11 protein-coding genes are annotated in these 11,730 nt (G+C 61.6%); 8 read left to right on the top strand and 3 right to left on the bottom strand.

Features of this window, described 5'->3' with window-relative positions; all coding sequences use genetic code 11:
- Positions 1-133: 133 nt before the first annotated feature.
- Complete coding sequence (locus tag NKI73_RS16415) at positions 134-1,168, top strand: LacI family DNA-binding transcriptional regulator (RefSeq protein WP_352631399.1); 1,035 nt, start codon at positions 134-136, stop codon at positions 1,166-1,168.
- On the opposite strand, the gene NKI73_RS16420 is transcribed toward NKI73_RS16415, so the two are convergent.
- The 3 genes from NKI73_RS16420 to NKI73_RS16430 all read right to left on the bottom strand — a co-directional run bounded on the left by NKI73_RS16420 (position 1,165) and on the right by NKI73_RS16430 (position 4,315).
- On the bottom strand, positions 1,165-2,124 hold the full coding sequence (locus NKI73_RS16420; RefSeq protein ID WP_352631401.1) for an alpha/beta hydrolase: 960 nt from the start codon (positions 2,122-2,124) through the stop codon (positions 1,165-1,167). The genes NKI73_RS16415 and NKI73_RS16420 overlap by 4 nt on opposite strands.
- A 10-nt stretch (positions 2,125-2,134) precedes the next feature.
- Positions 2,135-3,283 (bottom strand): Gfo/Idh/MocA family protein, encoded by a 1,149-nt coding sequence (locus tag NKI73_RS16425; RefSeq protein WP_352631403.1) that lies wholly within the window; start codon positions 3,281-3,283, stop codon positions 2,135-2,137.
- 270 nt (positions 3,284-3,553) lie between these two features.
- Positions 3,554-4,315, bottom strand: coding sequence for a DeoR/GlpR family DNA-binding transcription regulator (locus NKI73_RS16430; protein WP_352631405.1), 762 nt, complete (start codon positions 4,313-4,315; stop codon positions 3,554-3,556).
- 162 nt (positions 4,316-4,477) lie between these two features.
- Here NKI73_RS16430 and NKI73_RS16435 point away from each other — a divergent pair, with 162 nt between their 5' ends.
- The 7 genes from NKI73_RS16435 to NKI73_RS16465 all read left to right on the top strand — a co-directional run bounded on the left by NKI73_RS16435 (position 4,478) and on the right by NKI73_RS16465 (position 11,724).
- Entirely contained in the window at positions 4,478-5,278 is an 801-nt protein-coding gene (locus NKI73_RS16435) for a beta/alpha barrel domain-containing protein (protein WP_352631407.1), read from the top strand.
- Between the two features lie 3 nt (positions 5,279-5,281).
- The gene (locus NKI73_RS16440; RefSeq protein WP_352631409.1) at positions 5,282-6,232 is read left to right on the top strand and encodes a PfkB family carbohydrate kinase; all 951 of its coding nucleotides are present in this window, start codon (positions 5,282-5,284) and stop codon (positions 6,230-6,232) included.
- Positions 6,233-6,319: 87 nt separating this feature from the next.
- The gene (locus NKI73_RS16445) at positions 6,320-7,465 is read left to right on the top strand and encodes an ABC transporter ATP-binding protein (RefSeq protein ID WP_352631411.1); all 1,146 of its coding nucleotides are present in this window, start codon (positions 6,320-6,322) and stop codon (positions 7,463-7,465) included.
- A 110-nt stretch (positions 7,466-7,575) separates the two neighbouring features.
- Positions 7,576-8,823 (top strand): ABC transporter substrate-binding protein, encoded by a 1,248-nt coding sequence (locus NKI73_RS16450; protein ID WP_352631413.1) that lies wholly within the window; start codon positions 7,576-7,578, stop codon positions 8,821-8,823.
- 136 nt (positions 8,824-8,959) lie between these two features.
- On the top strand, positions 8,960-9,856 hold the full coding sequence (locus NKI73_RS16455) for a carbohydrate ABC transporter permease (RefSeq protein ID WP_352631415.1): 897 nt from the start codon (positions 8,960-8,962) through the stop codon (positions 9,854-9,856).
- A 5-nt stretch (positions 9,857-9,861) separates the two neighbouring features.
- Positions 9,862-10,704 carry a carbohydrate ABC transporter permease gene (locus tag NKI73_RS16460; protein ID WP_352631417.1) on the top strand — a complete coding sequence of 281 codons (843 nt, stop codon included), beginning with the start codon at positions 9,862-9,864 and terminating at the stop codon, positions 10,702-10,704.
- Between the two features lie 198 nt (positions 10,705-10,902).
- Entirely contained in the window at positions 10,903-11,724 is an 822-nt protein-coding gene (locus NKI73_RS16465) for a sugar phosphate isomerase/epimerase family protein (RefSeq protein ID WP_352631419.1), read from the top strand.
- Positions 11,725-11,730 lie beyond the last annotated feature (6 nt).

The raw sequence follows: 11,730 nt of genomic DNA on the forward strand, positions 1-11,730 counted from the left end.
TTTTGCGCTGTATTGGGAACTGTAAAAATTTGACAGAATAAGTTCGGTCAAGCATTGCTGCGTCCGGTCAACGGCCGCATGACTGGTGACGGCTCATCCGCTCGGCAATGACGGTAAGGGATCAGGAATATCGATGGCGGAGAAGACGCACCGCACGATGGATGACTTCGCCCAGGCATGTGGCGTGTCTCGGCCGACGCTGTCCAAATTTTTCGACGATCCAGCGAGCGTGAAGCCGGCGACACGGGCGCGCATCGAAGCTGCCCTGCGCTCCTCGGACTATCAGCCGAACCTTTTCGCGCGCAACCTCAACCGCAAGCGCACCCGCAACATCGGCATCGTCGTGCCGACGATCACCGATCCGTTCTACGCCGAGATGGTCAGTCGCATCGAATTTCGCTGCCGCGACGAAGGCTACTGGCCGATCGTCATCTCCTCGCACGGTTTGCCGAAGCTGGAGGCGGAGTCGGTCAGGACGCTGCTGTCGCTGAAGGTCGCCGGCGCGATCATCGCCCCGCTCGGCCTGGCTTCCGACCGCAGCGTTTTCGACAAGCTCGGGCAAGACATTCCGATCGTCTATTTCGACACCTATATCGAGGGCGATACGCCGTTCGTCGGCAACGACAACCGGCAGAGCGTGTCGACCATCGTCGATTATCTCTGCCGGTCGGGTGAGCCCCCGGCCTATCTCGACATTCCGCATGTCAACCACAACTCCGGCGAACGCCAGGAAAGCTACATCGTCGCGATGGAAACTGCCGGGTTCAAGCCGGTCGTCATCGAGGCGGCGCGCGATTACACCTGGGACTTCGAACGCGTCGGCTACGAGCAGATGGAAAGAATGCTGGAGGCCGGCACCTTGCCCGGCCGCACCATCCTGTGCGCCAATGACCGTCTCGCCTTTGGCGTGATGGCGGCCGCGTACTCGCGTGGCCTGAAGATCGGTCGCAAGCCCGACTGCGATCTGCGCGTTGCCGCGCATGACGATCATCCACTGAGCCGCTACACTTGTCCGGCGCTGACCACCATGGCGCAGGATTTCACCGCCATGGCCGGCCGTAGTGTCGAGATCCTGCTGGCCTTGCTGGATGAGGCCGATCCGCCGAAGCAAAGCCTGGCACGCACGGTCAAGCTCGGTGCCACCCTGGTGATGCGTCAGTCGGCCTAAGCGTCCGGCGTCAGCAAACCCTTCTCGAAGTGGCGCCAGGCAGCCACCGCCTCGGCTACCGCTTGCCGGGCGGCGGGGATATGGCGTCCCATCGAGACGAAGCCATGGGTCTGGCCCGGCCATTGCCGCAGAATCACGGGCACGCCCGCGGCTTGCAGGCGCGCCGCATAGGCCGTCCCTTCGTCGGCGAGGATGTCGCAGCCGGCAAGCGCCACGAAAGCCGGCGCGACACCGGCGAGATCAGGCGCCAGCAAGGGCGAGATGCGCCTGTCCAGCATGTCGTCGGGCGTTCGCACATAGTGGTCGCGGAACCATGCCATGGTGGTTGCGGTGAGCCCGAAGCCGTCGCCGAAACGCCGGTAGCTGTCAGACGTCTGCCGTGCGTCGGTGTTGGGATAGATCAGGATCTGCGCCGTAATGGGTGGCGCCAGCTCATGGCGGGAAAGCAGCGCCAGCACGGCGGCGAGATTGCCGCCGGCGCTGTCGCCGGCAACGCCTATGCGGGCCCGGTCGATGCCGAGAGCGGCGGCGTTCTGCGCCATGAAGCGCAGCGTTGCCAGGCCATCCTCCAATCCTGCGGGAAATCTGTGTTCCGGTGCCAGGCGATAATCGGGACAGGCAATGACGGCGCCGGCGAGATTGGCCAGCCATCGGCAAATCTCGTCGTGCGAATCGAGATTGCCGATGACCCAGCCGCCGCCATGCAGATAGAGCAGGGCCGGCGCCCCGCTTTGCGGCGCACCGATGCCGCGATGGACGCGGAGCGCAACAGGCCCGTTCGGCCCGTCGATCTGCTGTTCCAGGGTCGCAGCGACCGGCTCGCGCTCGCCCTGCAGCGTCGGGAACGAGGCATTGTAGGCGGCGCGCGCTGCCGCCACGCTGCCGGTCTCGAACGGTTCGCCGCCGGCTGCGCGGCTGATTTCGAGGACGCGCAGCGCATCCGGGTCGAGTGTCATCGTCATATCCTCAGGCCAGCAGGCTGCTCGCCTCTTCCTCGGTCAGCAGGGCCGGCTGGACGACATCGCCCGCGATGGCGACTGAGCCCTGTGTTTCGCCGGAACGCAGGATCGCCTCCATGATCTCAAGCACATGCAGCGCCAGATTGCCGGAAGCGCGCGGTGTGCTGCCGGTTTGAAGCGAACGCAGCAGATCGGCGACGCCGAGCATGCGGTAGTTGGCGCGGTCGGGCGCGGCATAGGGCCAGTTGCGGGCGCCATAGAGTTCGCCTTCGCTTGCGAAATCCTTCCACTCAGTGCCGCGTTCCGACAGCGATACGGTGCCGCCGAACGTGTCGGGGTCGGGCAGGCGCAGCGAGCCTTCCGTGCCGTGCAGCTCGATCGGGTGGTTGGAGTGGCGAAAGACATCCCACGAGGCGCCGAAGGTGACGGTCGCACCGGAGCGGAATTCGAGCAGCGACAAAACGTTGGTCGGCGTGCCGACCTTGAATGTGGTGTTCTTGAACGGCCCGTCGGCTGATATCAGCCGTTCTTCCTGGCCGCGTGTTGCCATCGCCATGACGCGCTCGACCGGACCGAGCAGATTGACCAGCATGGTCAGATAGTAGGGGCCCATGTCGAACACCGGACCGCCGCCGGGCTGGTAGTAGAATTGCGGGTTGGGATGCCAGTGCTCCATGCCGCGGCCCATCATGAAGGCGGTGCCGGTTACCGGACGGCCGATGGCGCCCTCGTCCATCAGCCGGCGTGCCCGGCGTCCGGCGGCACCAAGGAAGGTGTCGGGCGCCGAGCCGAGCAGCAGGCCGCGTGACTTCGCCTCGTTGACCAGGCGCTGTCCATCGGCGGCCGAGGTGGCAAGCGGCTTTTCGGTGAACACGTGCTTGCCGGCCGAAAGTGCGGCAAACGAAATGTCGAAATGCGCCGCCGGAATGGTCAGGTTGAGGACGAGATCGATCTCGGGGTCGGCCAGCAGCGCATCGACGCCGAGTGCCTGGATGCCGTATTCTTTCGCCCGCACAGCCGCCATCTCGGCCGAGATATCGGCGCAGGCACGCAATTCGATCCCGCCGAAGAGCGCGGTATTGCGCAGATAGGTCATCGAGATATTGCCGCATCCGATGACGCCGATCCCGAATTTCGTCTTTGATTTTCCGTGCATTCTAGATCGTACCTCCCAATGCGGTGATGGGTCTGCTGGATCCGCCCAGCCGGCAACGGATCGCCTTCGACGGGGCTATACAACATTTTAAATATTGACGCGCGTAAAATTTTTATACAACATGCGAAAACGCTGGCGCGATATTTCGGGAGGCTGCCGGCCCTAGGAGGAGAAAATGACAGACATGAAAAAACGGCCGACCGCCGATGCGAATCCCGTGGGGTATGAGCGCGTTGGATATTTCCGTCACGGCCAGGGACGGCGACGGGGTCAGGCATAGATCACCTTGGCCCCGGTCCTATCAAGCTGGCTGCGTATCGGGCCGGACAGGCCATCGTCGGTGATCACAACATCGACGCTCGACAGCGAAAAGGCCTTGGAGGTCCCGCTGACGCCCCATTTGCTCGAATCCGCAAGGAGGACAACGCGCCGGGCCATGCGCACGAGGTTTCGCTTCGTTCGCGCCATGTCTTCGTTCACGTCGACCACATCCAGTGACGAGTCAATCGCATGCGCTCCAACAAGGACCTGATGCGCTACCAAGCCGCCGAGAGCGGTGTCGGCATCGGTAATCAGCGTGCTCACCGTGTCTGGATAGACCCGGCCACCGATCATGTGAACGTCGAGCCCGGGCCGATGCATCAGATGCTGCACGATATTCATCGCCGTGGCCGCGACCACGACATTGCTGAGCGGCGGTAACAGCATGGCAACCTGCATCAATGTCGAGCCGCCGTCGAAGATGACCGATTGGTTGTCCTCGAACAGTTCTATCGCTGCCCGGGCGATGCGTTTCTTTGCATCGAGGTTCGTTTGCATCCGCCGGGCGAACGCGGCCGTGGTCGAATCCGTGGTCCGGGTCACTGCGCCTCCACGGGTCTTGGTCAGCAGTCCCTTGCGGTCCAGTATCTCGAGGTCGGAGCGCACCGTGACTTCCGACACGCCAAAATCGTCTGACAGGTCCTTGATGCGAACCTGTCCGCTGCGTTGCACTTCACCCAGGATCGATTGGCGTCTCTGCTCTGACAACATTGCCCTGTCCTTGCCTCCATGCGCCAAGCGATCGCCCTGGCCTCGGTTCACTCTACCAAAAATACGCGAATTCGAAAGCTTTCGAAAGATTGCATTTGTCCTTTCTTTCGCAAACACTGGGTCCAGGATTTTGAAATCAATCGATTGGAGAGTTTTGGACTCATGAGCCTCGGAACCAAGGTGCGCCTGGCGCGCCTCTTCTCACATCCATCGGGGAATCTTTTTGGCGGCGCGGTCGACCACTTTGTCGGCTATGGCGACGTGCGCAAAGGAGGTCTTGCCGATCTGCCGGGCGCGCTTGCACGCGTCATGGTAGGCAAACCCGACTACGTCAGCATCCAGCCTGGCACCGCGCGCCATCTGTGGCCGCAATATGCGGGCAAGGCTTCCCTGGTGATCCAGGCCGGCTGCTTCACCCCAGACGATCGCATCAGTGAACTGATCGCAACGCCCGAGGATGCGGTGCGCGCTGGCGCCGACGCGTTGGCCGTGGCCATTCCGGTGCGCGGCGCAACCGAGGGCAAATACATACGCTGGCTGACCGATTCGGTGAATGCGGCGGCCCGTTACGGCATGCCGGTGGTGGCGCATATCTACCCTCGCGATTTCACCGACGGGGCAAAAATCGTCTTCACCCCCGCCGAGATCGCCTATGCGGCACGTATCGGCTACGAGTCCGGCGTCGACGTGATCAAGATCGGTTACACGGGCGATTTCGAATCGTTTCGAGAGACCGTCCGGACCTGCCCGGTGCCGGTTGTGATCGCCGGTGGTCCGAAGACCGACACGCTGCTCGGCGCCCTTCAGCAGACGGCGGACGCCATCCGTGCCGGCGCGCGCGGTGCCGTGGTGGGCCGCAATCTCTGGGGGCATGGCGATCCGGAAAAGTCAGCGATTGCCTTTCGGGGCGTCATCCACGACGGCCTTTCGGCGCAAGACGCCTTGGCGAAGGCGGGTGCCTGAACGATGCCCACCGTCCCTTCGATCCTCGGCTTCGGAGCTATTGCGATCGACGACATCGTCTATGTCGATCAGCCGTTGTCGGCGGGCAAGGGGAAGGTTCTGCAAAGTGCCCGAGCTTTCGGGGGAAATGTCGCGACGGCACTTGCCGCCGTCGCGCGGCTCGGCGGAACCGCCGGCTTCGTCGGATGGCTGGGCAGTGCCGCCGACGACGCCGTGTTGTGCGATCTCGTTGCGAGCGGCGTTGAAACCGCGTTCGCGCCGCGCCACCCGCACGCGCGTCCGGTGCGCTCGCGGATCACCGTCGGTTCGGATGGCGAGCGGTTCATCGCGTATGACGACGAAGCGATGCTGGGCACCGCGCCGGACTTTCCGGACGAGGTCCTCAGCCGCGCGACCGTCCTGATCGTCGATAGTTACGGGATCGGGTCGCTGGATGTCGTGGCTCGGGCTCGCGATCTCGGCCTTGCGATCCTCGGCGATGTCGAATGGAGCCGCGGCCCAGCCACCGAGAGACTGATCGGGCTCTGCGACCATCTTATTCTTCCGCTCGGCTTTGCGCGGACGGCCACGGGCCGCCGGTCACCGGCCGAGATACTCGATGCATTGTGGTTGCCGTCGCGGTCCGCCGTGGTTCTGACGGATGGTGGCAGGGGCGTCTTCTATCGCGGACGCGACGAGACAGGGCTCTGGCACCTGCCTCCGCACCGGGTTGCCGTCGTCGACTCGACCGGCGCCGGTGACTGCTTTCATGGCGCCTATGCCCTTGCATTGGCGCGCGGGGCCGACACCGCAGGCCGGGTCGCATTCGCGGCCGCGGCGGCGGCCCTTTCAATAACGGGGCGGGGCGGGCGCGAGGCGCTTCCGACCAACGACCAGGTCATGGAACTTCTGGCATCGACGAACGCGCCGTCGGCAGTCGAACTGAAATATGCGCGGCTCGATACCGGAACTTAGTCCGAACTATCCGAGGAACATTTCGCAGGTGAACATAAGCCGAGGACAATCATAAAATCAGTGGCTTAGACTTGTGGAGGGAGGAATATGGCAGAAGTCGTTCTTGAGAATATCTGCAAGACATACGGGAACAATTTTCACGCAATCGACCAATTGAACCTGTCGGTCGAAGATGGCGAGTTTTTGATTCTCGTCGGGCCGTCCGGCTGTGGCAAATCCACCGCGTTGCGGATGATCGCGGGATTGGAGGACGTCACCAGCGGCAGCCTTCGGATCGGCGGAGTCGACGTTGTCGACATGCCGCCCAAGGACCGCGACATCGCGATGGTCTTCCAGAGCTACGCCCTCTACCCGCATATGACGGTGTTCGAAAACATCGGCTTTTCGATGCGGCTGGCGGGCAAGCCGAAGGCCGAGCGCAAAAAGCGCGTGGACGAGATCGCCAAGACCCTTCAGCTGACGTCCTTGCTGGACAGCAAACCCGCCAACCTTTCCGGCGGACAGCGTCAAAGGGTTGCCATGGGCCGCGCCATGGTGCGCGAGCCGGCAGCCTTTCTCATGGACGAACCCCTTTCCAATCTGGACGCGAAACTGCGCGTTCAAATGCGCGCCGAAATTACCAGTCTGCAAAAGCAGCTCGGCGTAACGACCATATATGTGACCCACGACCAAACCGAAGCCATGACGATGGGCGACCGGGTCGCGGTGTTGAAAGGCGGCGTGCTGCAGCAGGTCGACACACCCAAGAGGCTCTATGAATCGCCGGTGAACGCCTTCGTTGCCGGCTTCATCGGGTCTCCTTCAATGAACCTTTTCGAGGCGACCCTGACGGGCGACGAACTGATGTCCGGCGCCTTAGCCATCCGGCTGCAGGATGCAGCCTTCGTGCGCAGGCCGGACTTGAGGTCGTATGCGGGGCGCAAGGTCGTGTTCGGGATACGACCGGAGGATCTCTATGACAGCAGCCTCGAATCCGGCCGTAAGTATCAGACGATACCGGCAAAGGTGACCTCGATCGAAGAACTCGGATCCGAACATATCGTACATCTCAACATCGACGCGGTCCGGGTGGACTCCGGCGATCCTGACGCGGTGCAGGATTTCGGCTTGGCGTCGAATGCGGTGGCGAAATTCGAACCGGTCAGCACAGTCTGCTCCGGCTCGGAAATCAGGTTGGCCCTGGATGACGCTAAGCTCCATTTCTTCGATCCCGAGACGCATCTGGCGATCTGAATATTCGCGACAAGACCCGCGGGCGAGGGCGAGGCGCCTGCATAAGGAGACTTCTGAATAACCAGACGATCGGCCGCATTGTGCGGTCGAATATAAAGAAGGAGGAGAAAATGACGTTTCGTATAAAACCAGCGATGCTGAAAATAGCCGCGGCCGCATGGTTGCTTGGCGCAACCGGCGCCATGGCGGATACGGCGCTGGAATTCACCCAATGGTGGGAGCCCGAATTGCCGGCTGGCTCGCTCAGGGCAATCATGGATGACTTCGAGGCCGCAAACCCCGGAATCAAGGTGACGCTGGTCAGCGGCCCCTACGCGACCACGCGAGACCAGATCTCGGTTGGGGCTGCAACCGGAACGCTCAGCGACGTCGTCGGTCTCGACGGTGCCTGGGTGAACAATCTGAATGCGCAGAACGCACTCGCCGACATGAATCCGATGATGGATGCGAGCGGTTTCGACAAGAGCCAGGTCGCGGACATCATCAAGGTGGACGGCAAGGCGGTGATGTTTCCCGTGGCTTCCTTCGTCTATCCGGTCTTCGTGAATTTGGACCTCGCCGCCCAGGCAGGCGTGACCAAGCTGCCGTCGACCCGTGCGGAGTTTCTCGAAGCCGCCAAGAAGATGACGCACGCCGACAAGAACCAGTATGGCTGGGTGCTGCCCCTGTCGCTGCAAACGCCATCCGGCGTCCAGAACGACATGATGTCATGGGTTTGGGCTTCGGGTCAGTCGATGATGGCGAACGGCAAGCCAGGCCTTGAGGGCAAACCGGTGGTGGATATGCTCACCTTCGTCAAATCACTCAACGACGCCGGCACCATCTCGCCCGGCATCGCCACCAAGACCGAGCAGGAAAAGGTCGAGGAGTTCGTCAACGACCGCGTCGGGATGATGATCGACTCGCTCGCGCATGTGAACCTCATCCGCAAGCGCAATCCCAAGCTGAACTTCGACCTCATCCCGGTCCCAGTCGTGGAAAACTATACCGGCAAGCGCGGCCTTCCCTATGCCTCCTGGGGCATCGGCATCTCTGCTGCCTCGAAACATCAGGAAGAGGCCTGGAAACTCGTCCAATATCTGATGAGTGAAAAGGTGAACGCCAAGCTCGTGTCGCTTGCAAACGCCTTCCCGGGCAACGTCAACGCCAAGCCCGATTTCGTGACCTCGGACAAGGCTTTCGGCAAGGCTTTTGAAATCTTCAAGACCGGTTATCTCGCCAATGAGTTCACGGGCCTGCCGGTGGCTGAAGACCTGATGACCCAGTTCGACGTGCAAGCCCAGAAGATGCTCGCCGGCGAGCAGTCTCCGGAACAAGCCGCGGCCACCGCTCAGAAGGGCTGGATGGCGAAATTCTGATCGGCCTGTTCCCGGTTGCTATCTTCGACCGGGTGGCGTGACTGGGGGCAGGCCACCCGGCAACAACGGATCGGCAATTTGAGATGGACCTGTTCGAAGCTTACCTTCTCTTGAAGGCGTATCCCAAGGTTGGCACATGACCCGGCAAAAGCGCTCCCACCACAAGCTGAAACGAGCGGTCGCACCCTACCTCTATCTGTCGCCCTCGCTGCTCACAATCGGGCTTCTGATGCTGCTGCCGATGGTGACGGTGATTGCCTACTCGTTCCAGAACAGCGCGGTGCTGCGTCGCGACCCATCCTTTGCCGGACTGAAACACTACCAGGCGATCTTCGACGATCCCGTATTCTGGGCTTCGCTGTGGCACACGCTCTACTTCACATGCATGAGCGTCATTTTCCACATGACCATCGGCATGATCTTCGCGCTCATGCTGAACAGCGACCGCATCAATCCGACGCTGCGCAATATTCTGCGCGTGCTCTACATACTGCCCTGGCTATTCACCGCAGTGATTATCGCCGTGATCTGGCGCCTCCTGCTTGAGCCGAACGGTGTCGTGAATAGCATTCTCATGCAAATCGGCGTCATCGGTTCCAAGGTCGAATGGTTTTCCTCGCCTGAGACCGCGCTGCACGCCGTCACCTTTGCCAATATCTGGGCGGGCTATCCGCTCTTCATGGTCAGCCTGCTCGCGGGTTTGCAGGGCATTCCCAAGGATTTCTACGAGGCCGCCGATATCGACGGGGCGAAAGCCTACCAGAAGCTGATCTTCATCACCATCCCGATGCTCATGCCGATCATCATCAGCATCTCGCTGCTCGACTTCATCTGGACCATGCAGGTCTTCCCGTTAATCTGGATAACGACGGGCGGTGGCCCGATCTACTCGACCGAGGTTCTCAGCACCTACACGTACAAGCTGGCGTTTTCGAGCTACAACCTGTCGCAGGCTTCGGCGAGCGCTGTGGTCATCTTGTTGATCTCTCTCGGCCTGACGCTGTTCTATATTCGCTATCAAAAGGCTCGGTAGTCACCATGAGGAAAAGGCATACGCCGAAAGACAGGCTGATCACCGTCGCGCTCCATGTAGCGCTTGCAGCGGGGCTCTTTTTCGCGGCATTCCCGATCTACTGGATGCTGAGCAGTTCGTTCAAATCGAATACCGAAATCTTTGCCCTACCACCAACCATCCTGCCAAAGGCCTTCACGCTGGAAGCGTATGCAGCCATCCTTGGCGATCCGGTAAAGCTGCGCTTCTTCTTCAACAGCTATTTCGTGGCGGGAGCGGTGACCGTGCTGACGGTGCTGATCGCCTTGCTGGCGGCCTACGGTTTCAGCCGCTTCAACTTCCGCGGCAAGGGCAGCCTGAACACACTCATCATCAGCACGCAGACGATTCCGCCGATCACACTTTTGATCCCCTTCTTCGGGCTTGTCGTCTCATACGGTATCTTCGATACCTACATCGCACTGATCCTGACTTACCTGGTGTTTACACTGCCGTACGCGATCCTGCTGATGACGGGATATCTGAACACCTTGCCCCGCGATCTCGATGAAGCCGTGGCTGTCGATGGCGGCACCAGTTGGACAGCGCTTTGGCGGGTGATCGTCCCGATTTCACTGCCTGGTATCGTGGCGACGTCGGTCTACACCTTCCTGTTGTGCTGGAACGAATTTCTCTTTGCGCTGACGCTGACGAAGTCGACGTCAATGCGCACCGTCCCGATCGGCATCCAGCTGTTGATGGGGCAGCACGCCTTCGAATGGAACCAGATGATGGCGATGAGCGTGCTCGGCTCGCTGCCGCTCTTGCTGATCTACCTCGTTGCCCAGAGGTACTTCCTCGCCGGCATGACCGCGGGCTCGGTCAAGTAGGATGTCCATCCCAACCGAAGGAGCAGGGCCCCGCGTATCGCAATCGATGATTGGGCCCTGTCTGCTGGCAGGCATGGCTGCGGCCGCGGCCGTCGTCACCGTTCCGCCGATCGTGCTCGTGCCGCTCTTTCCGCGCCACATCATCGAACGGCTGACGCAGGGCGCATCAAGGAATAGGCGGTATCAAGGAATGAATGGATGAACGTGAAAGACCTCAAAGTCGGCTGCCAGACCTTCACCTGGGAAATGCTTGGCAAGGGCTGGAGCGGCGGCCCCGACGATCTGTTGAAGGCGATCGCCGATGGCGGCTATGCCGGCATCGAGATCACCGACACCATGATCGGCCGCTATGCCGACAAGCCGTCGCAATTCGCGGCCGCGCTCAAATCCTCCGGCCTGACACTGGTTTCCTTCGCCTTCGGCTCGAACAGCGGTTTCACGCTCAAGGATCAGATCGGCGCCGACCTCGAAGCCGCCAAACGCTGGATCGACTTCGCCGCTGCGTTCCCCGGCGCCCTGATCTCGATGGGCTCGGCGACTGTGGTGTCTGAAGGGCCGCGCGACGACAAGTTCGGTATCGCAGCCGAGGTCTACAACCGCGCCGCCGAGATCGGCCGCAAGGCCGGGGTCGATGTCGCGGTGCATCCGAGTTCGCACCACAACACGCTGCTGTTCGACCGCGCCGACTACGACACGATCTTTGCCTTGCTCGACCCCGATCTGGTCGGCTGGGTGCCGGATACCGGCCATATCCTGCGCGGCCACAAGGACATGTCCGATACGCTGCGCACCTACCGCGACCGCATCCGCTACATCCACCTCAAGGACGTCGACGCCAATGGCACCTGGGCGATGCTGGGCAAGGGCGTCTGCGACACGCCTGAAGTCATCGAGATCGCCAACACCGCGCCACGCTTCAACGGCTGGCTGGTGCTGGAGGAGGAATCCGAAACGGCCGCCGCCGATCCCGCCGGCGCGGTGAAGACCAACCGCCAGACAATGCGCTCCTACGGCGCCTGAAGAACG

Origin of the sequence: Mesorhizobium sp. M0496, from assembly GCF_040321205.1 — a bacterium.
GTDB lineage: Bacteria > Pseudomonadota > Alphaproteobacteria > Rhizobiales > Rhizobiaceae > Mesorhizobium.